Here is a 21,638-nt window from a genome sequence, read left to right as displayed (position 1 = left end):
TTTCGTGCCGCGCGTCAGCTGATCTTCGCGTAGCCGTAGTTGATGAGCTTCTTCACGTCCGCCGTGCGGTTGTCCGCCGAGGAGGCCGTGAGGACGGCGCCCATCACCGACTCGCCGTTGAGCGTGGCGGCGAAGACCAGGCAGTACTTGGCCTCGGTGCCGGAGCCGGTCTTCACGCCGAGCGTGCCGTTCCAGCCGAGCAGGGTGTTGGTGTTCTTCCAGGCCGCCATCGTGCGGGTGGACCCGGTCTTGGTGATCGTCTTCGCCGTGTACGACTTGGTCTTCACGACCGACTTGAAGGCGGAGTGCTTCATCGCGCTGCGGGCGAGCAGCGTGAGGTCCTTCGCCGTCGAGTAGTTCGAGCCGTTGCTGATGCCGTCGAACGAGTCGAAGTGCGTGTTCGTCATGCCGAGCTGATCGGCCTTCTTGTTCATCTTGGCGATGAAGTTCTTGGTACGGGCCGCGACCGTCGTGCCCGTGCCGAACTTGTCGGCCAGCGCCATCGCGGCGTCACAGCCGGACGGCAGCATCATCCCGTAGAGCAGCTGACGGACGGTGACCTTGTCGCCGACGATCAGCTTCGCGGACGAGGCGCCCTTGGAGACGATGTAGTCGCTGTACGCCTTCTTGATCGTGACCTTGGCGTCCAGGTTCAGGTTCGACTGCGTCAGCACGACCTTCGCGGTCATTATCTTCGTGGTCGACGCGGTGAGACGGTGCGTGTTCGCGGTCTTGCTGAAGAGGGTCGTGCCCGTGGCGCTGTTCATCAGGAAGCCGCTCTTGGCGGTGATGGTGGGCGCGGTGACAGCCTGCGCGGGTGCCGCGGTGAGAGCTCCGGTCGCGAGCACTGCGCCGGTCGTCACGGCGACGGCTGCGGCCCTGCGGAAGCGGAAGCCCTTGGTGGCGGTTATCAACTGAAATACCCCGAATACGTCGAATGCCCCTGAAATGCGGCCGAGTTGGACGGGAGGAAGATAGGGCCGCACATGTGAGACACGTATTTAGCACGGATGGTTGCGCGGCTTCTGGGCCGGGTGTGGCTGTGCGCCATGGATGGGGCTCCTGAAGTCCGGATCGTGGACGGCCCCTGTCATGCGTACGTGTTGTATCTATGATGTGCGCATGCCCTCAGCTCCCTCCCCGGCCCCCTCGGTCGGCCCGGCCGTCCACCCCGCTCCCGTCAAGCAGCCACCCGCCGCCGACCGCGTCTACGACCACGTCAAGCAGGGGGTGCTGGAGCGCCGCTACGAGGGCGGGATCCTGCTCACCGAGGGCGAGCTCGCCGAGGCCGTGGGGGTCTCGCGGACGCCCGTGCGCGAGGCGCTGCTGCGGCTCCAGGTGGAGGGGCTGATCAAGCTCTACCCGAAGAAGGGCGCCCTGGTCCTGCCGGTCTCCGCGCAGGAGATCGCCGACGTGGTGGAGACCCGCCAGCTTGTCGAGGAGCACGCCGCGCGGAAGGCCGTACCGGCGTCTCCGCAGCTCATCGCGCGCCTTGAGGAGCTCCTCGCCCAGCAGAAGGAACAGGCCGCCGCCGGGGACCTGGCCGGCGCCGCCGTCACCGACCGCTGCTTCCACGCCGAGATCGTGCGCAGCGGGGGCAACGAGATCCTCTCCCGCCTCTACGACCAGCTGCGCGACCGGCAGCTGCGGATGGGCGTCGCCGTCATGCACGCCCACCCCGACCGCATCACCAAGACCCTCGTCGAACACGAGCAGATCCTCGACGCGCTGCGCGCCGGGGACGCGGAGGCGGTCGTCGGGATCGTCCACGGGCATGTGGAGTGGTTCTCGCACCTGGCCCGGGGCGAGGTCCGATGAGCGGCAGCACCGGCAGTAGCCGTGGCGCGGTCCTGCCGGGGGATCCTCCCGGCGGGCGGCGGGCCCTCGCCGTCTGGGGGATCGGCGTCTCCGTCTACTTCGTCGCCGTGATCTTCCGTACGTCGCTGGGGGTGGCCGGCCTCGACGCCGCCGACCGCTTCCACGTCAACGCCTCCGCGCTGTCGACGTTCTCGATCCTGCAGCTGCTCGTGTACGCGGGCATGCAGATACCCGTGGGCCTGCTCGTCGACCGGCTCGGCACCAAGAAGGTGCTGGCCATGGGGGTCGTGCTGTTCACGGCCGGACAGCTCGGGTTCGCCTTCTCCCCCTCGTACGGCATGGCCCTCGCCTCGCGCGCGCTGCTGGGCTGCGGCGACGCGATGACCTTCATCAGCGTGTTGCGGCTCGGCACACGCTGGTTCCCCGCCCGGCGCGGCCCGATGATCGCGCAGCTCGCGGGGCTGGCCGGCATGGCGGGCAACCTGGTCTCCACGCTCGTCCTCGCCCGGCTGCTGCACGGCATCGGCTGGACGGCGGCCTTCGCGGGCAGCGCGCTCGCGGGGGTGGTCGTACTGGTCCTGCTGCTGCTCTTCCTCAAGGACCATCCCGAGGGACACGAGCCGGAGCCCTTCCCGCACCAGGGGGCGGCCTACGTACGACGTCAGATCGCCGCGTCCTGGCGGGAGCCGGGGACTCGGCTGGGGCTGTGGGTGCACTTCACGACCCAGTTCCCGGCGATGGTGTTCCTGCTGCTGTGGGGGCTGCCGTTCCTGGTCGAGGCGCAGGGGCTGTCGCGGGCGACCGCCGGTGAGCTGCTGACCCTCGTCGTGCTCTCCAACATGGTGGTCGGGCTCGTCTACGGCCAGGTCGTCGCCCGGCACCACGAGGCGCGGCTGCCGCTGGCGCTCGGGACCGTGGGGGCGACGGGGCTGCTGTGGGCGGTGACGCTGGCGTACCCGGGCGAGCATGCGCCGATGTGGCTGCTCGTGGTGCTGTGCACGGTGCTGGGGGCGTGCGGGCCGGCCTCGATGATCGGGTTCGACTTCGCTCGGCCGGCGAATCCGCCGGAGCGGCAGGGGACCGCGTCCGGGATCACCAACATGGGTGGGTTCATGGCCTCGATGACGACGTTGTTCGCGGTCGGGGTGCTGCTGGACGCGACCGGTGACAACTACCGGATCGCCTTCTCCGCGGTGTTCGTGCTGCAGGCGCTGGGGGTGAGCCAGATCCTGCGGTTGCGGAGGCGGGCGATCCGCCGGGAGCGGGAGCGGTTGGTGGCGAGCCGGGTGGAGACGGTGCATGTTCCGGCGTAGGGCGTGTGGGGTGGCTTAGGGCGGCTCAGGGCGGCGGCTCAGGGCGGCCTGGGTGACCCAGCCGGGTCCGGGGGCTCGGCCGGGTCGGGTCAGGTCCGGTCTGGTCGGGTCAGCGGATCGGGACCAGGGTCAGGTAGGCCAGGCCCAGGATGCCTCGGTAGCCCATCCACTGGGCGCGGTGGCGGTCCAGACGTTCCCGGGTCTCCTCCGCCAGCGGGTGCTTCGGGTTGTCGGCCAGCCACACCTCGGTGTCCGCCTGGTACGCCGACTCGAACTCCTCCCACTCCTCGACGGTCGCCGTCTCCGTCCACTCCGGGCGGAAACCCGCCTCCACGGTGAGGTCCACGAGGGTCGCGAGATCGTAGTGCTCGCCTGCTTCGGCGCCGGGCCACATCCTGGCGAGCTCGGTGGGGGTGGGGGTGCGGTGCCAGAAGCCTTCGCCGAGCAGGACGCGGCCGCCGTCGTTGACCAGGCGGCGCAGTTCGCGGAGGGCCTCGGCGGTGTGGTGCGGTGGGGTGGCGTCGCTCAGGGCCTGGGCCGCGCCTACGCACAGGACGAGGTCGGCCGGGGCCCTGGTGGTGCCGGTGGCCGACTCCTCGACGAACTCGACGCGCTGGGACAGGCCCCGTGCCTTGGCGTTGTGCCGTCCCCGGTCCAGGTCTTCGGCCTTGATGTCCACGCCTACGCCGTGTGCCTCGGGTACGGCCTCCAGGACTCGCAGCATCAGCTCGCCCCAGCCGCAGCCGATGTCCAGAACCGTGGTGGGGGTGGCGGTGGCGAGGCGGTGGACGATCGCGTTCGCGCGGGGGGTGGAGAGGGGGCTGTGGAAGGTGAGGCGGGTGAGGCGGGGTGGGGGTGTGGTGTCGAGTTCGGTCATGGGCGGACGGTAGCGCGGTGTGGGGGGTGGGGGACAGGGAGTATTCGGGCGGGTGGGGGTGGGGTGTGCGTTGCCCGGGGGTGACTGGTTGCCCGGGGTGGGGGCGGGGTGAGGGCTGGGGCGGGGTGGGTGCGCAGCCCGGCGGGACGGGGTGCCTCCCCCAGAGGGGGACCCCCAGGGCCCACCCGTGCCGCCCTAGGCGGCACGAATGCCCGCAGGCTCGGTGGGTGGCTGCGAGCGCAGGCCGGACCGCCCGCAAACCCGCGTCACGGCACCCGGTGACCCACCCGGCTCTCAAGACCGCGCCCCGCTCTCGTCGCGGCCCGCTCCCCGACCGCGTCCTCTCAGAACGCGCCCCGCTCTAAAGCCGCGCCCTCCTCAGGCGGCGCCCCGGCTTTCAGGCCGTGCCCTCTCAGACCGCGGCCCGTCGGAGCGTGCCCCCTCAGGCCTCGCCCCGCTCAACTCACCCCCACCGCCACCGCGTTACTGCGTGACCGTGAAGTTGCGCAGGATCGCCTTTGTCAGGGTTGGGTCGCCCTCTGCCTTTACTCGGTCTGCGACCGTGTCGAGGGGGACGCGGCCGCAGGAGAGGCGGACGTAGGTTTCCCAGTCGAGGGTGAGGGTGGCGGCCGGGCCGAGGGCGGGGGCGGTTTCGAGGGTGCCGCGGCCCTGGATGTCGACGCGGATGGTGCGGAGGAACTCGATCGGGCCGTGGACGTCGAAGACGATGGCAGAGCTGCGCGGGGCGTCGGCCTTCTCGGCGACTATCGCGGGGAGTTCGGCGAGGAGGACGTCCCGGGCGATGGGGGCGCCCGGGGAGTCGAGGTTGCCGGGGCGGCCGAGGGCGGCGCGGAGGTCCTGTTCGTGGACCCAGACGTCGAAGGCGTGCTTGCGCATGGACTCTTCGAGAGTCAGTTCGCTGCCGAGGGGACCGCGGACCTTCGTGCCGGGGTCGCGCGACTCGTTCCGCAGCTGGCGGTTGCGGCGGATGATCACGTACTCCAGCTCGGAGGTCATCTCCGGCGCGGTGTGGTGGCGGCGGACGTCGACCTGCATCTCCATGTACCGCTGGTGGTCGTTGGTCACGTGGTAGAGGTCGCGCGGCAGGGTGTGGATGGGCCGCGGGTCGCCGAGCATCTCGCAGTCCAGTCCGATGACATGGGAGACCACGTCACGGACCGACCAGCCGGGACAGGGTGTGCGCCGGTTCCACTCTCCCTCCACAAGCGGCCCCACCAGCTCGGATATCGCTTCGATGGAGTGGGTCCAGGCGTCGGCGTAGGGCTGGAGGGTGGGATGCAGACTCACGGAACGGGACCCCTCGGCGGTCGGAGCACGGGCTGGTGTTGGCGGCGTTGCCAGTGGGAGGTGGTGGCTGTCGGCGGGTGTCTTGGAACGCTAAGTTACGCTGCTGTGAGGCACCCCGGCAGTGCTTTCGTGTGACGATCGTAGGCCCGTGTGAACGGCTCGAATGCCAGGACGGTGGTAGTGTGCGCGCCTCGTTGATCCAGATCGCCGTAAGTGAGGGCGAATCGGTCGAATCGCGCCGACGGCGAATGGCCTCGCTCGTACGGGATCAGGCCGGGGCCGATCTGGTCGTGCTGCCGGAGCTGTGGACCACGGGCGCGTTCGCGTACGAGGGGTTCGGCAGTGAGGCCGAGCCGCTCGACGGGCCGACGTACGAGGCCATGGCGAAGGCCGCGAGTGACGCGGGCGTGTGGTTGCACGCGGGGTCGATTCCCGAGCGGGCGGCATCCGACGGCGGCTCCGCCACGGGCGATGGTTCCCTCTACAACACCTCTCTCGTCTTCTCCCCCTCCGGCGATCTGATCGCCGCCTACCGCAAGATCCACCGCTTCGGCTTCGACAAGGGCGAGGCCGTGCTGATGGGCGCCGGCCGGGATCTGGTGACGGTCCGGCTGCCCGAGACCACTCTCGGTCTCGCCACCTGCTACGACCTCCGTTTCCCCGAACTCTTCCGCGGCCTCGTCGACGCCGGCGCCGAGACCCTTGTGATCCCCGCGGGCTGGCCGGAGCGCCGCCGGGCGCACTGGACGCTGCTGGCCCGGGCGCGGGCGGTCGAGAACCAGGCGTATGTGCTCGCGTGTGGAACGGCCGGGACACATGCGGGAGTTCCGCAGGCCGGTCACTCGATCGTGGTCGATCCGTGGGGCGAGGTGCTGGCGGAGGCCGGGGCCGGCGAGGAGGTCCTCACCGTCGAGTTCGACCCCGGGAAGGTGGCCGTGACACGCGAGCAGTTCCCGGCGCTGAAGGACCGTGTGCTGGGGCTCGACGTCCCCCGCCGGCCGTAGGTCTCAGTCCGACTCGCGCTCCTTGTCCGCCAGGTGGATCACGCACACCGTCACCGCGATCAGCAGCGCCGGGTCCGCGTCCTCCCGTACGACGTCGACGCCGTAGGTCTCTCTGACGTGCAGCCAGCGCCGGGAGGCGACGGCGAGCAGTTCGCCGTCGTACTCGATGGCGAACTCGCGGTCCAGGATCCGGCCGCTGACGTCGAGTTCGGTGCTGCCGTCGGCGAGGGCGACGCGGTAGTGGTTGCGCAGGAGGGACAGGCGTTTGCGCTTGACGGTGGCCAGCGGTTCGCCGTCCCGTTCGATCACCATCGTGTCCCGCAGGGCGAACATCTTCTGGCGGATGTCGATCAGGACGCGCCCGCGCGTGTCCTTCAGCTCGAAGGTGTCCCTGAGCCGCATGGCCTTGCCGTCGACGAGGAACACCTTGTTGCCGTTGTCGTCCTCGATCCAGTAGTCGTCACCGAAGCCGAGGAGCCGGTCGCGTACGAGGAATCTCATGCCGGTACGGCTTCCCTGTGGGGTGGAGATCATCACGGGTCGCCATGGATTCGTCGCCGACGCGTACCCGGCCTGCCATGTCCACCGGCAGGCCGGCAGGCCGGCAGGACAGCAGGACAGCAGGACAGCAGGACAGCAGGACTGGGGGGTGCCGGTCCGTCTCACCGCGGTGGGACCGACCGGCCGCCCCCGTCCTTCGCACGCCGGTGTGGACGATGCCGGTGATCAGGCGCCGTAACCGTCGCGTCCGGTGTGCCGCCCCTCGTCGATGACCGGCGAGTTGGGCGGTACCACCACGCGCCGGCGCCTGGCGATGCTGCTGAACGTCGCCACGCCGATCAGCCCGACGATCATGAAGATGACGCCGACCAGGTCGAGGTTGACGCCTTGCATCTCCCAGTCGGTCGCGAACGTGAGGATGGCTCCCGCGGCGATGAGGATGATGCATCCGCCGAGGCCCATGAGTGTCGCCTCCCTGTCCGGTCCGGTCGTTCCGGTCCGGACGCCGGGTACCCACTCCTCACGAACTACCCACTCCTCACGAGCTGCGCGTTCGCGGCTAGAGGCCCAACCGGACCGCGGCCCTGATGAGATGGGCACGAGTCGGAGCATCCAGTTTTGTCCGCAGTCGGATCAGGTACGTCTCGACAGTGCTGGGGCTGATCCCCAACCGGCGCGACGTCTGCTGGCTGGTGTGTCCCGACGCTATGTGACGAAGAACCTGCAGTTCGCGCGGGGACAGGCCGACGTCGTCGGTCGGAGCGTCCGTCCGGCTGGGCGAAAACGCAACTGTGTTCATGCATTCCTCCGTTGACAGGCGATTGAGCCGACTCCGGGAGTAAGGGGTAAAGCATGTCCGGTGAACAGGCTCTGCTGCTTATCTGCAACCTCGCAGTTCGCCGGGGCGGACGGAATAGCTCTGAGGTGGACGGCTTATGCAATGGCATAAGCCGTCCACCTCTGCTGGCAGGCAAGTAGCCGGCTCTTATAGATGCGAAGTGGCGTTGCGTCAAGTCATGAAAGTTTGTGACTAGTTCGGCGCTGCCGCGTGGCGCAGGATCTTCTCAGGCCCGAACAGCGGGCCACGAGAGGAGATCGAAAATGTCTGAGAACATCGCCCCCGTGAACACCGACCTCGGCGCGGAGATCGAGCTGGAGACGGCGGACACCTCCTTCACCTTCGGCGAGCCGCGTGCCCTCGCGCTCGACCTCGACACGGAGGTCGAGCTGGAGACGGCGGACACCTCCTTCACCTTCGGCGAGCCGCGCGCTCTCTAGCCCGATCTCGGCGCGGACGTGGAGACGGTGGAAACCTCCTCTTCCGCGGTTCCGGATATCCGGACGACAGGCAGCCGCATCGGGGCGGGACCTCAGGGTCCCGCCCCCAGCTCTTCGCGTGCTGCGACACCGGAGGAGAAAAGGCACATCACGCTGGAGGAGCAGTGAAGGCAATACCCGCTGAACTTGCCGAGCAAGTGTGCTCGGTGGGTATAGAAATGACCGCGACCGTGCGACTCGCGGCGATATTCCACCGCAGCCTCGCCCGCCGTGCGGCGAGCAAACTCGGTGAGGCTCAGCGGCCCGAGGTGGAGGACCTCGTCCGACACACCCGGCGGCTCACGCCCGCTGCCGTGCACTTCCTGTACAAGGACGTCGGTGACGCCGACCTGGCTGAGACCAGACGCCAGCTGGAAAGGGCCGGCTCGCCGGCTCCGACTTCGGTCTACACGGGCGCACACGATCCCCGGTGGCTCCGGGACGGGCTGCGGGAGGTGCTGAACTCCCTCGACTGGGGTGACGAAAACGTCGGCTCCGTGGTCACCGTGCTGCCGCACGACGTACGACGCTCGCTCGAACTGGCCCGTCTGGCGCTGCGTTCGGCCTGGCCCGAAGCGTGGAGCGAGCACAACACACTCGTGGAGTACCTGGTTTTCGTGCAGGGCCCGGTGCGCTCGGCGACGCTGCAGAGCACCTTCGGCGCCATCTACGCCGAGCTGCAGGAGGCAGGCGACCCGCTACGCATGTTCGAGCTGCTTCTGCACGAGACGGCACATCACGCCCTCTCTCTCCGGGAACAGTTCACGCGTTTCATCGACAACCCCGACGCCCTGGGCACCCATGCGCTGCGCCCCGACCCGCGGCCACTGCGCGGTGTCCTGCATGCCGCATTCGTCATGTGCCGCATCGCCGAAGGACTTCGTCGCTACGAGCACAGCCATCCCGCCGGCGGCCCGCTGGACGGCTGTCCCGTCAGCGAGCGGCGCACCTTCGCCCTGCAGTCGCTGCAGGCGGCGCTGACGCTCCTGAACGAATCCGCTCAGTGGACCGAGGACGGACTGGTCCTGAAGGCCGCCCTGGAAACCTGCGCGCGGCGTGAAGCCGCGGATCTGGAGGTGCGGTCATGACAACAGCGACAGTGACGGGCCCCCGCTTGGGAATCAGCGGACGCTCCAGAGCGGAGCGCACGGTCGTCCTGGGCCGGCCAGGACAGCGTTGGCAGTTCAGCACCCAGTGGGAGATGCTCGAACTGGCCGACGGATCGCTGTTCTTCGACAGCACCTACGCCGATCACCGGGCGATCTCCGCGCCCTCCGATGCGCTGCGGCGGATCCTCCTGATGATCGAGGAAAGCAAGCCGACACTTCAGGCTGTCGCCGAGCGCCTCACCGGCCACGCCGACACAGCGACGGTCGAGAGCATCGAACGGCTCCTGCTGCCTCTCGCCAAGGCCGGCATCCTCGTGCCGCTGCGCGAGGACCAGCGCCCCGACTGGGCGGACGATGCCCTGACGGAGCGGTTCTCCACACAGATCGAGTGGCTCGGCACCCTGTCCACCACACCGTACGGACACTGGGACTACTTCGAGCGCCTGCGGAATGCCTCGGTCACCGTGATCGGCCTGGGCGGGGCCGGGAGCCTGCTGTCCCTCGCTCTGGCCGCGGCGGGCATCGGCCAACTCACTCTGGTGGACGGCGACACCGTGGAGGTCTCCAACCTCACGCGCCAGATCCTCTACCACCCCGGCCAGGACGGCCTCAGCAAGGCGGACTGCCTGGTCGAACAGCTCGAGCGGTTCTCCCCGTACACCCAGTACCGGGTCATACAGCAGTACGTCAGCCAGCCTGAAGACGTCCAGACGTGCATCGAGGGTGCTGACTTCGTGGCCGTCTGCGCGGACGCACCCCGCTTCACCCTCAACCGGTGGATCGACACCGCCTGCAAGGAGAGCGCGGTGCCCTATCTCGGTGCCTTCGCGGGCTCCGTCGGGCCGATGTACCGGCCCGGATCAGCGGGCTGCTTCAGCTGCTTCGAACACAGGCTGCGCGAGGAGCTGGGCGAGCGCTACGACATGGTCGTCGATGCGCTGGCTGCGAAGCAGTCCTGGCGATATCCGGCTTTCGTCTCCGGGCCGCTGACTGTCTCACATCTCATGACGACAGAGATCGTGCTCCATCTGACGGGTGCCGCGATCCCTCCCTCGGCCGGTGGCATTCTGCGCTACCAGCACCCGAACACGGTGGTCGAGCCGTTCCCCGGGCATCCCGCCTGCGCGTGCTCGGCCCCGACAGCTGCCGCACACGCGCTCTCCTGAACCCACTCCCTCGGATATCCGGTGCCGGTGACACGGTGCCGCCCCTGGACGGCTCCACGCCCAGGGGCGGCACCGTGCCACCGGCCCAGGCAAACAGAGCGAGGCCACCTGTGAAGACCGCCCTGGTGAAGTACAACAACATCGCACATCTCCCCCATGCGCGACGGCTGCTGGCCGCCGACGCCATCTCCAAGGCCGGCGACTGGGTCCTCTTCGTCGCGATGAGCGCACTCGTCTTCGAGGCCGGAGGGGCCCAGGCGCTGGCGCTGTTCAGCCTCGCCCGGGTCCTGATCCCCGCTCTCCTGGGACCCTGGGCAGGCAGCTGGGGAATGGTTCTGGCACCGCGCACCCTCATGATCAGCGTCGATCTCGGCCGCTGCGTGCTGCTCTTGCTGGCTGCGGCCGCCGCGCACACGCACCAGTCCGTATGGCTGCTGGAGGCTCTCGTCGTGGGATGCGCGGTCCTGGCCGCTTTCCATTCCCCGGCCGAGCGCCGCTTCCAGCGCGACGCCATCGCTCCGGAGCAGCGCGCCGACTTCAACGCCGTCATCGGTGCGACGGCCACCACCGTCATGATCGCGGCCCCGGCGGCGGGAGCCGTGATGGCGACGACCCTCGGCAACGTGGGTTCCCTGGTCGTCGACGCCATCAGTTTCATCATGTCGGCACTCATCGTGGCCGGCGTCCGCACTGCCACACCCGCCGCGACATCCACGGCCTCGCAGAAGCAGGCGCAGCCCGAGCCGGCCGTCGGCCGCCGCGAGGGAACCCTCGCCACGCTGACGCGGGTACTCAAGGAGCAGCCGGTCGTCACCGCCTGCCTCATCACCCAGGCCGCAGCATGTACCGTCGCCGGCGCTGCACTGGTACTCCTGCCTCCGCTCAGCAGCCGGCTGCACGCGGGCGACGGCGCGATCGGCTGGTTGACCACCGCGATCGGAATCGGTTCCCTGCTCGGGGTCCTGGCCGGTGGTGCGATCGCTCGCCAGGGGCGACTTCTGATGTGCGTCACAAGCGTCGTCACGATGGGCGTGATCCTCGGTCTGCTCGGCTCCAGCCCGAGCCTGCCACTCGCCCTGGGATGCGCAGCCCTGGTGGGTGTGGCCGCCAACCTGCCGGAGCCGATGTACTGGACCTCCTACGCGGAGGAAGTCAAGGAGTCCGACTCCGGACCGGTGTACGGGCTGGTCGAGTCGGCCATCACCGGAGGTTTCTCTCTGGGCGGCACCATCCTGGGAGCGACCATTGCCGCGGTCGGTACTCCGACGGCTGCCTGGTCCGTGGGTATCGCGGCCAGCCTGGTCGCTGCCACAGCGTTCGTGCCCGCCTTGCGACGTCACCGGGCAAAGGCGGCGGTACCGCCCTCCGTGCCGGTCGAGAACTGCGCAGGAGTCACACCGTGACCGCAACGACGACCGCGAGCTGTGTCCTCGACCCTTCGGGCACCGGGGACACGACCTCGGCAGAGCCGGACGACCACGGTTGTGTGACCGTGCGCAGCCACCGGATCACCACCGCGGCGGGCACCCGCTCGGGCGGAGCCTCGCGGATCGGCTCAGGCCGCGACCACGCCGAGGAAACCACCGCCGCCCTGCTGCTCGATGGATCCGCCGGTCCGAAAGAGAGCGCAGTTCGCTACGCCGCCGTCCGGGGCAGCGGGTCTCACGCCGTCCGTGACGCCGTGCGTCTGGCCGCCGAACGACTCGGACGCCCGTGGCCCGCCCCTGCCCTCGCACCTCCCCCCGGCAGTGCGCTGGTCACCCGGCCCCACCCTGACCGGCAGCCGGCTGAGCTGGTGGAGAAACTCCTCGGACAGCTGTCCTTCGACGGCTTCGAGGTGGCCGCCCAGGCTCATGTCACCACCGAAAGCCGACTGCTGATTCCCGCAGGACGGACACCTGTGGGCGAGACCGTGCACACCGGAGCGGCCGTCATCGACGTCCTGAGGGGAGATTCCCTGGTGGCCGATGTGGACGTTGCCTGGAGCGGCGATGTCCTGCCCGACATCGACCAACTGGGCGCGCGCGTGGAACAGGCGTTGAAACGGGCCGGAGCACCGCGGCGAGCAGTGCCTTCCCGTGTGCAGATGCTGCTGGTCGACGGCAGCGCAGGCGCACTCCTGCACGAGGTGTGCGGCCACCTGCTGGAGAGCTCGCGTCAGCGCCCGTCACTGCTGGCCCGGCACCGAAGCCGGCAGGTGGCACACCATCAGCTGAGCGTTGACGACAACCCGCGCCACGACGCTGGTTTCGGTTCGCATCGATACACCCTGTTGGGGACGGACACGCGCCGCCGCTCTCTGCTGAGCGCAGGGCTGCTCGCAGGGTTGCTGGAGGACTGCCCCCACGGGCCATGGCGCGCCGAGGACGCGCGGCGCATGCCCCAGCCCCGGATGAGTCACCTGGAACTGACGCCCGCGCCCTGCCCTGTCACCTTGGACCGTGCGCTGGGCAACGCCCGCGCACCGATCGTCCGTGTCCACCGGCTCGGTGCAGGCTCTTTGGATCACCGCGACGGCACAGTCGTGCTGGAGGTCAAGGACGCCACCTACGTGCAGGACTCCGGTCTTCAGCGGCTACCGCCGTTCCGGGTCACTGCGGAGGCGCGCCAAGTCCTCCTGGGGATCCAGGCCGTGGGCGGCGCGGACACCATGGCGACATGGTCGGCCTACTGCCTTGCCACCTCCGGCCGGCTGCCCGTCGGTGCGAGCACACCCACGGTACTCACCGGCCCGCTGACCACACTGGAACACGGTTTCCCCACGAGGCCCTGACCGGCGTACGGACTCGAAGCCGCCCGCCGCCCGCCGGCGTCGGGTTCCTATCGGTCGATGTGCCGGACGAAGTCGATGACGGCGTCACGTACTTCGGCAGCCGCCCAGTCGAGACCGGCCTCGCTCACGGTCACCTCTGTGACGGAGACTCCCGGTGGCATGCCCGGTTCCCACCAGGGCATCTGGAACACGGCGACACCGCTCTCCCCGACCTGACGGGCGGCCGCGTCGTTCAACTTCTCGGCGGGGAAAGGAAGCCATACCTGGAACTGGTGGATGTGCGGCACCTCGGGCTGCACTCTGGACCACCCGACCCCGGCCTCCTCGAACCCCTGCGCCATGGCGCGCGCGACCGCCTTCGCATGCCCGACGTACTCCTGCAGTCGCGGCAGTTCACGGTCGAGTCCGGCAAGCGCGGACAGCGCTGCCGGGAACTGATGGAAGACTCTTCCTCCGTAGCGGTGGCGCCAGATCCTCGCCTCCTTGATGAGCGAGCTCGGGCCGGCCACGACGGCACCGGACAGCCCGTCGAGCGACTTGTAGAGCGAGACGTACACGGTGTCGGCCAAGGAGGCGATCTCCTGCAGCGGGCGTCCGAAGTGCGTGGTGCACTCGAACAGCCGCGCCCCGTCGAAGTGCACGACAGCATTGCGCTCACGTGCCGCCTGGGTGACCTCCACCAGTTCGTCCCAGGTGGGCAGCAGATATCCGGCGTCACGCAGAGGCAGTTCCAGCATCAGCGTGCCGAACGGTTCCGGGCAGGAGAGGACTTCCTCGCCGGTCACTTGGCGCGGGGCCCCCGTCAGGCGCAGCGGGTGCAGATTGCTCACCCTGCGGAAGGCGTCCGCCTCGAAGACCTCGGGGTGGGACAGCGCATGGAGGGCGACGTATCTGTTGCCGGTGCGCTCCGCCCAGCATCGCAGGACGATCTGCTGTGCCATGGTGCCGGTCGGGAAGAAGGCCGCATCCTCCTTGCCCAACAGCTTCGCGATCCGGTTCTCCACCTCGGACACGACTCCGTCGCCGTAGACATCGGTGGAGAGGGAGAGGTCATAAGCCCCCGGCGCCTGCTCGACGAGCGCGGCGAGCCGTTCTCCCAACGACATGGTCGCCGACGGTCGGGCGAGAAGACGCTTCGCTTCCGGCGCGGTCCGCTTCTCGGGCGTCTCCATGCCCGGCTCTTCTTCGCCGGCGGCCACCGCGGTCACCTGCCCGTCACTGGCGCCGACCTTGGTCATTTCGTTCATCACGTCACCTCCGGTACCGCCGGCTCAACCGGCCCGCTCACATCGGTTCTCTTGCTGATCCATGGGCCGTCTCCGCGAGGCAACCGGCACCTGGGAGAAGTCCCCCGGGCGAGTCAGGGGCCCCAGGTGACGTCTCCCTTCCCGGCAGTGGTGGCCAGGGTGTGGCTCTCGCTGGTGCCGGCGGCTCGTTCGGAGTCGGAGCCATGGGGCGTGACAGTCAGGGCGGTCGTAAGTCCGCCGAAGGCGATGAGAAATGCTGCGGCGACCCGCGCGACACACTTGACCATCACGGAATTCCTCCAGAAGTGGATTACTTGCCCGGCTGCTTTCCTTGGCTTCTCGGCTTCAGTGGACCTGCCGATGCCTCTACTCTGATCGGCTGCAGGAGCGGAGGGAAGCGATCCGGGGTGGACGGAATATGCAGTGGCATAAGTCGTCCACCGCCGTCTCGGGTCATTCCTCGTCCCACCACGGACCGGGCGCAAGTGTTGCCTTGCTGGACACAACGGTGAAGCCCTGCAGGTCGGCGCGCTCGGCCACGACCTGACGGGAGACATGGAAGGCGGTCTCTTCGGCGGCTGCCAGATCGGAGGAGACGATGAAGAAACCCAGAGTCGGCCCTTCCGGCGCATCCAGATGGGCGGAAATGTGCTCCACGCCATCGCCACGTCCGAAGAACGGCGAGAAGGCTCCGGATGCGATGGAAGGCATTGCCGTACCAGCTGGAGCCCGAAGTCGGACGTGAATGAGATACATGAATTCAATGGTTTAGCCACTGGATGGAACATGCAATCGTCCGGACTGGCCTCTTTGTGCCACCGCATGAACAGGCCAGCATTGCCGCATGATCGTTACTCCCATAGGATCGGCGCCGAGTAAGGGCATGTACGCGACATGTACGTGACTATCGCGACCAGGGGGAGGCAGCGTGCTCGACGTCTTGGGGCTCGACGGGGAAGCAGAAACGATCTATCGGGCCATGCTCAGCCATCCCCATGACGGAGTCGCCGACCTGGTCACCCGACTTCAGCTCTCGGAAGAACAAGTCCGCGCCGGCCTGGACCGGCTCAGCGCACTGGCTCTGATCCAACCCTCGGCCCAAGAAGGAACCGGCTTTCGGACCATCAGTCCGGAAACCGCGATGGAAGCCTTGCTGGCCCGCCAGCAAGCGGAGCTGGCCGCACAGCAGATGCGAGTGGAAGCCTCGCGTGCTGCTGCGGCCAAGCTGATCGCAGAATGCTCCACCCTGCGCCCCCGTGTGCTCGATGACGACTCCGAGCGTCTCATCGGTCCCGAGGCCATCCGCGACAGACTGGCGCAGCTGGCCGAGGAGACCAAGCAGGAGATCGCAACCTTCGCTCCGGGCGGCGCGCACTCGGCCGAGGACCTCCAGGCAAGCCGCATCCCGAACGCGGCCCTTCTTGAGCGTGGCGTCCGGATGCGCACCGTCTATCTGGACAGCGTGCGCAATCACCAGCCGACTCTGGACCATGTCACCTGGCTGAACGCCCGGGGCGGACAGGTCCGCACCGCTCCCACCCTGCCCATCCGCATGGTCATCTCCGACCGCCGGCAGGCGGTGTTGCCCATCGACACCGTCGACGCTCGGGCAGGAGCCGTCATCCTGCACGGCGCGGGCACCGTCGCGGCTCTGTGCGCCTTGTTCGAGGGCATATGGAGCAGCTCCATTCCGCTGGGGACCATGCCGAAGGCCGATGCCGACGAGATGCCGCCCCAAGAGCGCGCCGTCCTCAAGATGCTCGCCCAGGGTTACACCGACGAGGCGATCGCCAATCGGCTCGGAGTCTCGCCCCGTACCGCCCGCCGTATCGCCGCCGACCTCATGGAGCGACTGGAGGCCCGCAGCCGCTTCGAGGCCGGCGTCCACGCCGTGCAGGACGGCTGGCTGCCTTCATCGCGGTGACGTCGGTCAGCCCCGGAAGACATCCCTGAGGCCAGGCCCGCTCGCGGCCCCGCCTAGCGCACCATGGCGACGACTCGGCCCCGGCCTGCCACGGCACCGCCAACTCCTCGACCAGGACCGACTCGCAACTACCCCTCCAGGAACGCCACCAGCGCGTTCGCCAGCAGATGCGGGTCGTCCGCGCCGCACAGCTCGCGCGCACTGTGCATCGACAGGATCGCCACACCGATGTCGACGGTCTTGATGCCGTGCCGGGCCGCGGTGATCGGGCCGATCGTGGTGCCGCACGGCATGGAGTTGTTGGAGACGAAGGACTGGAACGGGACGCCCGCCTTCTCGCAGGCCGCCGCCCAGACCGCCCGGCCCGAACCGTCCGTGGCGTAGCGGTTGTTGACGTTGACCTTGAGGATGGGGCCGCCGTTGACGCGCGGGTGGTGCGTGGGGTCGTGGCGTTCCGCGTAGTTGGGGTGGACGGCGTGGCCGGTGTCGGAGGAGAGACAGACCGTACCGGCGAAGGCCCGCGCCCGGTCCTCGTACGACCCTCCGCGCGCGAACACCGAACGCTCCAGCACACTGCCGAGCAGCGGGCCGTCCGCACCGGTGTCCGACTGCGAGCCGTTCTCCTCGTGGTCGAAGGCGGCGAGTACGGGGATGTACGGCAGGTCCGGGGTGGCGGAGACCGCGGCCAGCGCGGCGATGCCGGCGTGCACGGAGAGCAGGTTGTCCATGCGCGGCCCGGCCACCAGCTCCTCGTCGCGGCCGAGGTAGGCGGGCGGTTCGACGGAGTGCACCATCAGGTCCCAGCCGGTGACCTCGCCCGCGGCCAGGCCGTTCTCCTCCTCCAGGAAGGCGATCAGATCGCCCTCGCGGACATGGTCGGCGAGGCCCCAGATCGGCTGCAGATGCCGCTGCTTGTCGAGCTTGAGGCCCTCCGCCGAGATGTTCCGGTCCAGGTGGATGGCGAGCTGCGGGACACGCAGCAGAGGCCGGTCGACGCTCACCAGTCGCGTCGAGCCGTCCCGCAGGACCAGCCGGCCCGAGAGGCCGAGGTCGCGGTCGAGCCAGGAGTTGAGGAGCGGGCCGCCGTAGATCTCGACGGCGACCTGCCGCCAGCCGTGCGCCCCGGTGTCGGGCAGCGGCTTGACCCGCAGGTTGGGGGAGTCGGTGTGCGCTCCGACGATCCGGAACGGCGTGTGCGCCTCGGCGCCCTCGGGGACGTACCAGGCCACGATCGCGCCGCCGCGCAGCACGTACTTGCCACCGGTGCCCACGGCGGAAGCCCCTGATGTCTCCGCGTCCCAGGCGTCCGTCTCGGCGACCTGCTTGAAGCCGGCCTTCTCCAGCCGCTCGGCGGCGTTCGCCACCGCGTGGTACGGCGAGGGGCTGGCCGCGAGGAAGGACATCAGGTCGTCGGTGTGGCCGCGGTCGAAGCGGGAGGCATGGCTCATGGGTTCACCTTAACGACGTACGAGGGCCCGCTCCCGGCGATGGAAGAGGGCCCCCGCGGGGATGGTGTGAGGCTGTACGGGTGTGTCCCGGAACGCCCCCTCGGCCCTTGTGGATCAGCGGCGCAGTGCCAGAAAACAGAGCCAGAAAGGCGACGGCCGGTCCCCCTCCATGAGAAGGGAAACGGCCGTCGCCGTTCAGCGAGTCGGAGGTCTGCCGGAAGGCGGAGCCTCAGAACGCCGTCTCGTCCAGCTCCATCAGGTCCAGGTCGACGCCCTGGGCCAGCTTGCGGGCACCGGTCACGCCGGGCAGGACGTTGGCCGCGAAGAACTTCGCCGCCGCGATCTTGCCGGCGTAGAACGCCTTGTCCTTCGCCGAGGCCGTCTCCAGCTTCTCGGCGGCGACCGCAGCACCCTTGAGCAGCAGGTAACCGACGACGACATCGCCGGAGGCCAGCAGCAGGCGGGTGGTGTTCAGGCCCACCTTGTAGATGTTCTTGACGTCCGACTCGGTGGCCGCGAGGTCGGTCAGCATCAGACCGACGATCGCCTCCAGCTCGACGGCGGCCTTCGCGAGGTGCTCGCGGGCCCCGGCCAGCTCTTCGCCGCCCGTGCCCAGCGCCAGGAACTTCTTGATGTCCTCGGCGAGACCGTTCAGCGCCGCGCCCTGGTTGCGGACGATCTTCCGGAAGAAGAAGTCCTGGCCCTGGATCGCGGTCGTGCCCTCGTACAGGGTGTCGATCTTGGCGTCACGGATGTACTGCTCGATCGGGTACTCCTGGAGGAACCCGGAGCCACCGAAGGTCTGCAGCGACTGGGCGAGCTGCTCGTAGCCCTTCTCGGAGCCGTAGCCCTTCACGATGGGGAGGAGAAGGTCGTTGAGCGCGTGCTCGGCCTTCGCGTCCTCGCCCGCCGCCTCCTTCACCGCGATCGCGTCCTGGATCGAGGCGGTGTAGAGGACGAGGGCGCGCATGCCCTCCGCGTACGCCTTCTGCGTCATCAGCGAGCGGCGCACGTCGGGGTGGTGCGTGATGGTGACCTTGGGCGCGGTCTTGTCGCCGAAGGCGGCCAGGTCGGAGCCCTGGACGCGCTCCTTGGCGTACTCAAGGGCGTTGAGGTAGCCGGTCGACAGCGTCGAGATGGCCTTCGTGCCGACCATCATCCGGGCGAACTCGATGATGCGGAACATCTGCCGGATGCCGTCGTGCTTGTCGCCGATCAGCCAGCCCTTGGCGGGGTGCTGGTCGCCGAAGGTCATCTCACAGGTGTTGGAGGCCTTCAGGCCCATCTTGTGCTCGACGTTCGTGGCATAGACGCCGTTGCGCTCGCCCAGCTCGCCGGTCTCGAAGTCGAAGAGGTACTTGGGCACGAGGAAGAGGGACAGCCCCTTGGTGCCCGGTCCGTGGCCCTCGGGACGCGCGAGCACGTAGTGAAGGATGTTCTCCTCCATGTCGTGCTCACCGGAGGTGATGAAGCGCTTCACGCCCTCGATGTGCCAGGAGCCGTCCTCCTGCTGGATCGCCTTGGTGCGGCCGGCACCGACGTCCGAGCCCGCGTCGGGCTCGGTGAGGACCATGGTGGAACCCCAGGTCTTCTCGACCGCGATCTGGGCGATCTTCTTCTGTACGTCGTTGCCCTCGTCGTAGAGGATCCCGGCGAACGCCGGACCGGAGGTGTACATCCACACGGCCGGGTTCGAGCCGAGGATCAGCTCCGCGAACGACCAGATCAGCGACGGGGGCGCCGTCGTGCCGCCGATGGCCTCGGGCAGGCCGAGCCGCCAGTACTCGGACTCCATGAAGGCCTTGTACGACTTCTTGAAGGACGGCGTGACCGGCGCGGTGTTGGTCTCCGGGTCGAAGACCGGCGGGTTGCGGTCGGCGTCCGCGAAGGACTCGGCCAGCTCGTTCTCCGAGAGGCGCTTCATCTCGTCGAGGATGCTCTTCGCGGTGTCGACGTCCATCTCCTCGAACGGACCCGTGCCGTACAGCTTGTCGCGGCCGAGTACTTCGAAGAGGTTGAACTCGATGTCGCGGAGGTTCGACTTGTAGTGCCCCATGGCTACGGCTCCCTGGAGAGGCGGGCGAGGCACTGGATCCTCGCGCTAGTTCACATACCAACAAGTAGCTTCGACACGATGATGCTACCCGCCAGTAATAAACCGCAACCCTGATCCCGCCATCTGTGACGGTTCACACCGAAACGTCACACGGGAACGCAGCAGAACATCACACGGGAACGCCGCACGGGAGCGTCACACCGGCACGGTGAGCGTGGCGGTGTACCCCGCGTCCACACTGCCCTTCATGACCGCCAGCTGCTGCTCGTAGCCGTCACTGAAGATGCCGTCCTCCTCCAGGGACAGCGACTCCAGGTTGGTCACGCTGTCGCCGTAACCCTCCGTCGCGTACACGTCCTCGCACACGTCCTTCGGGAACGCGAGCTGCGAGGTGTTCGTGATCGACGTGGCCGCCGTCGCGTCCGCCAGGCTCCCGTAGACCTCGAAGTGAATGTGCGGCCAGCGGCCCGGGTAGCAGCCCGGGAAGACACTGGTGAAGGTGACCTGACCCCGCTCGTCGGTCTCCTGCACGCCCCGCAGATAGTTCTCGTCCGTGAGGCCGTCGCTGTAGAGGGAGTAACCCCCCTCCCGGTCCGCGTGCCACACATACACAGCCGCGCCCTGCTTCGGCGTACCGCAGCCGGAGGCCGCGTCCACGACGGTGAGGGTGACGGTCAGGGCCACGCCCGCGGCGGTACCGCCCGCGGAGTCGCCGAAGCTCCGGGTGATGTCGCTGCGCACCACACCGCTCTCCTTCAGCACGTTCACACCGTTCGAGCCGTCGCCGGGAAAGGGACCGGCCGTCTCGTCGGGGATCACGGCGCACTCGGAGCCACCACCGGCAGCGGCCGACGAGCCCCCGGCCGAGGCGGACGAACCGCTCGGGGAACCGGCGGCCGCGTCCTCGTCGGCGGAGCACCCGACCAACGGCACCAGAGCCGCCCCCGCCATCAGCCGGATCATCCGCCGCCGGGCCAGGACGGGCAGGTCGTGGGAGAGACCTCTGTCGTGCTCGTGCAACTCGTCGTCACGGTGTTCGCGCATACAGGAAACGCTAGAAGCCGGGCCCCCGGGAATCCCAGGGAAAGGCCCTGTCAAGTCACTGTCGGTTTACCGGCCACCCCATAGCCGTCCGCCACCCCGCCCCGCTCGGTACGCTTGCGCCCATGTACGGCTACGACCAGAGCGCGGGTACGCAGCAGCAGTACGCCACGCCGCAGCAGCAGATGCCGGGCGGGTACGGCCAGCAGCCGCCGCTGTATCCCGAGCCGTCCCCGCCGTCCCTCGCGGACGCGGTGCGCGCCTTCACCACGGGACAGGTGACCGCCGAGGACTTCCAGCAGGTCTTCGCCACGTCGAAGGTCTACTGCCCGCGCGGCGACAACCCCGGCTTCCTCGCCCTCCACAACACCCAGCAGCCGGTGATCCCCATGTTCACCTCGCTGAAGGAACTGCGCCGGTACGCGGGCAAGGAGTCCAAGTACTTCGTCATCACCGGCGCCGAGGTGATCGACCTGCTGCCCACCGGCTACGGCTTCGTCCTCGACATGGAGGGCGAGCACCGGATGGTCTTCGACGCCAAGGCCGTGGAACAGATGGTCGAGTTCGCGATGCGGCGGATGTACGGCTGATCTAGCTGATCTACGGCTGGAGCGGCCGCGGCGTCACCGCCCCGCGGCCCGGCCGCCGGAATATCCTTCCCCCGTTGTCACAGCCATGCCATAGAGTGCCCCCTGGCAGCCGCGCCCCGCACGCCACCGCTTTCACGGTCCGCGTC

General features: G+C 68.7%; 21 protein-coding genes. 10 read left to right on the top strand and 11 right to left on the bottom strand.

All coding sequences use genetic code 11. The features are described 5' to 3' along the window. Positions 1 to 14 precede the first annotated feature (14 nt). Complete coding sequence (locus PH203_RS17315) at positions 15 to 914, bottom strand: serine hydrolase (protein WP_289920913.1); 900 nt, start codon at positions 912 to 914, stop codon at positions 15 to 17. 208 nt (positions 915 to 1,122) lie between these two features. Between PH203_RS17315 and PH203_RS17310 the strand changes: the two genes are divergently transcribed. Continuing rightward, the gene (locus PH203_RS17310; protein WP_289920911.1) at positions 1,123 to 1,818 is read left to right on the top strand and encodes a GntR family transcriptional regulator; all 696 of its coding nucleotides are present in this window, start codon (positions 1,123 to 1,125) and stop codon (positions 1,816 to 1,818) included. Continuing rightward, positions 1,815 to 3,131 (top strand): MFS transporter, encoded by a 1,317-nt coding sequence (locus PH203_RS17305; protein WP_289920909.1) that lies wholly within the window; start codon positions 1,815 to 1,817, stop codon positions 3,129 to 3,131. The genes PH203_RS17310 and PH203_RS17305 overlap by 4 nt, the downstream gene beginning before the upstream one ends. Before the next feature lie 109 nt (positions 3,132 to 3,240). Here the strand turns inward: PH203_RS17305 and PH203_RS17300 are convergent, their stop codons facing one another. Both PH203_RS17300 and PH203_RS17295 read right to left on the bottom strand, forming a co-directional pair. Next, on the bottom strand, positions 3,241 to 4,008 hold the full coding sequence (locus PH203_RS17300) for a class I SAM-dependent methyltransferase (RefSeq protein WP_289920907.1): 768 nt from the start codon (positions 4,006 to 4,008) through the stop codon (positions 3,241 to 3,243). 483 nt (positions 4,009 to 4,491) lie between these two features. Next, entirely contained in the window at positions 4,492 to 5,316 is an 825-nt protein-coding gene (locus tag PH203_RS17295; RefSeq protein WP_289920905.1) for a maleylpyruvate isomerase family mycothiol-dependent enzyme, read from the bottom strand. A 182-nt stretch (positions 5,317 to 5,498) separates the two neighbouring features. On the opposite strand from PH203_RS17295, the gene PH203_RS17290 reads away from it, so the two are divergent. Continuing rightward, a complete protein-coding gene (locus tag PH203_RS17290; RefSeq protein ID WP_289920902.1) occupies positions 5,499 to 6,320 on the top strand; it encodes a carbon-nitrogen family hydrolase in 822 nt (273 codons plus the stop codon). Between the two features lie 3 nt (positions 6,321 to 6,323). Here PH203_RS17290 and PH203_RS17285 read toward each other — a convergent pair whose 3' ends face one another. The 3 genes from PH203_RS17285 to PH203_RS17275 all read right to left on the bottom strand — a co-directional run bounded on the left by PH203_RS17285 (position 6,324) and on the right by PH203_RS17275 (position 7,620). Next, the gene (locus PH203_RS17285; RefSeq protein ID WP_289920900.1) at positions 6,324 to 6,821 is read right to left on the bottom strand and encodes an LURP-one-related family protein; all 498 of its coding nucleotides are present in this window, start codon (positions 6,819 to 6,821) and stop codon (positions 6,324 to 6,326) included. Between the two features lie 225 nt (positions 6,822 to 7,046). Next, complete coding sequence (locus PH203_RS17280; protein WP_289920898.1) at positions 7,047 to 7,283, bottom strand: DUF6458 family protein; 237 nt, start codon at positions 7,281 to 7,283, stop codon at positions 7,047 to 7,049. A 97-nt stretch (positions 7,284 to 7,380) separates the two neighbouring features. Continuing rightward, positions 7,381 to 7,620: a helix-turn-helix transcriptional regulator gene (locus PH203_RS17275; protein ID WP_289920896.1), complete on the bottom strand. Its 240-nt coding sequence runs from the start codon at positions 7,618 to 7,620 to the stop codon at positions 7,381 to 7,383. Positions 7,621 to 7,922: 302 nt separating this feature from the next. Between PH203_RS17275 and PH203_RS17270 the strand changes: the two genes are divergently transcribed. The 5 genes from PH203_RS17270 to PH203_RS17250 all read left to right on the top strand — a co-directional run bounded on the left by PH203_RS17270 (position 7,923) and on the right by PH203_RS17250 (position 13,186). Further along, a complete protein-coding gene (locus PH203_RS17270) occupies positions 7,923 to 8,099 on the top strand; it encodes a hypothetical protein (RefSeq protein ID WP_289920895.1) in 177 nt (58 codons plus the stop codon). A 218-nt stretch (positions 8,100 to 8,317) separates the two neighbouring features. After that, positions 8,318 to 9,226, top strand: a complete 909-nt coding sequence (locus PH203_RS17265; RefSeq protein ID WP_289920894.1) for an HEXXH motif-containing putative peptide modification protein — start codon at positions 8,318 to 8,320, stop codon at positions 9,224 to 9,226. Beyond that, a complete protein-coding gene (locus tag PH203_RS17260) occupies positions 9,223 to 10,413 on the top strand; it encodes a ThiF family adenylyltransferase (RefSeq protein WP_289920893.1) in 1,191 nt (396 codons plus the stop codon). The genes PH203_RS17265 and PH203_RS17260 overlap by 4 nt, the downstream gene beginning before the upstream one ends. Positions 10,414 to 10,523: 110 nt before the next feature. Continuing rightward, positions 10,524 to 11,816 (top strand): MFS transporter, encoded by a 1,293-nt coding sequence (locus PH203_RS17255; RefSeq protein WP_289920891.1) that lies wholly within the window; start codon positions 10,524 to 10,526, stop codon positions 11,814 to 11,816. Further along, positions 11,813 to 13,186 carry a metallopeptidase TldD-related protein gene (locus tag PH203_RS17250; protein ID WP_289920889.1) on the top strand — a complete coding sequence of 458 codons (1,374 nt, stop codon included), beginning with the start codon at positions 11,813 to 11,815 and terminating at the stop codon, positions 13,184 to 13,186. Before PH203_RS17255 ends, PH203_RS17250 begins: the two co-directional genes overlap by 4 nt. Positions 13,187 to 13,233: 47 nt before the next feature. On the opposite strand, the gene PH203_RS17245 is transcribed toward PH203_RS17250, so the two are convergent. Both PH203_RS17245 and PH203_RS17240 read right to left on the bottom strand, forming a co-directional pair. Further along, positions 13,234 to 14,358 (bottom strand): beta-eliminating lyase-related protein, encoded by a 1,125-nt coding sequence (locus tag PH203_RS17245; RefSeq protein WP_289921299.1) that lies wholly within the window; start codon positions 14,356 to 14,358, stop codon positions 13,234 to 13,236. Between the two features lie 528 nt (positions 14,359 to 14,886). Continuing rightward, a complete protein-coding gene (locus tag PH203_RS17240) occupies positions 14,887 to 15,189 on the bottom strand; it encodes a hypothetical protein (RefSeq protein ID WP_289920888.1) in 303 nt (100 codons plus the stop codon). Positions 15,190 to 15,361: 172 nt separating this feature from the next. On the opposite strand from PH203_RS17240, the gene PH203_RS17235 reads away from it, so the two are divergent. Continuing rightward, entirely contained in the window at positions 15,362 to 16,357 is a 996-nt protein-coding gene (locus PH203_RS17235; protein WP_289920887.1) for a LuxR C-terminal-related transcriptional regulator, read from the top strand. 128 nt (positions 16,358 to 16,485) lie between these two features. On the opposite strand, the gene PH203_RS17230 is transcribed toward PH203_RS17235, so the two are convergent. From PH203_RS17230 to PH203_RS17220, 3 genes are all read right to left on the bottom strand, one after another. Then, a complete protein-coding gene (locus tag PH203_RS17230; RefSeq protein ID WP_289920886.1) occupies positions 16,486 to 17,805 on the bottom strand; it encodes a M18 family aminopeptidase in 1,320 nt (439 codons plus the stop codon). A gap of 229 nt (positions 17,806 to 18,034) precedes the next feature. Further along, positions 18,035 to 19,861 carry an acyl-CoA dehydrogenase gene (locus PH203_RS17225; RefSeq protein WP_289920885.1) on the bottom strand — a complete coding sequence of 609 codons (1,827 nt, stop codon included), beginning with the start codon at positions 19,859 to 19,861 and terminating at the stop codon, positions 18,035 to 18,037. A gap of 195 nt (positions 19,862 to 20,056) precedes the next feature. Next, positions 20,057 to 20,905, bottom strand: a complete 849-nt coding sequence (locus PH203_RS17220) for an intradiol ring-cleavage dioxygenase (protein WP_289920884.1) — start codon at positions 20,903 to 20,905, stop codon at positions 20,057 to 20,059. 122 nt (positions 20,906 to 21,027) lie between these two features. Between PH203_RS17220 and PH203_RS17215 the strand changes: the two genes are divergently transcribed. Continuing rightward, positions 21,028 to 21,492, top strand: coding sequence for an SseB family protein (locus tag PH203_RS17215; protein ID WP_289920883.1), 465 nt, complete (start codon positions 21,028 to 21,030; stop codon positions 21,490 to 21,492). The last annotated feature ends 146 nt before the right edge of the window (positions 21,493 to 21,638 follow it).

It is taken from the genome of Streptomyces sp. S.PB5 (assembly GCF_030403745.1).
Classification (GTDB): Bacteria; Actinomycetota; Actinomycetes; order Streptomycetales; family Streptomycetaceae; genus Streptomyces.
The sequence above is the reverse complement of the archived record's forward strand: the minus strand, read 5'-3'. Positions and strand labels throughout refer to the sequence as shown.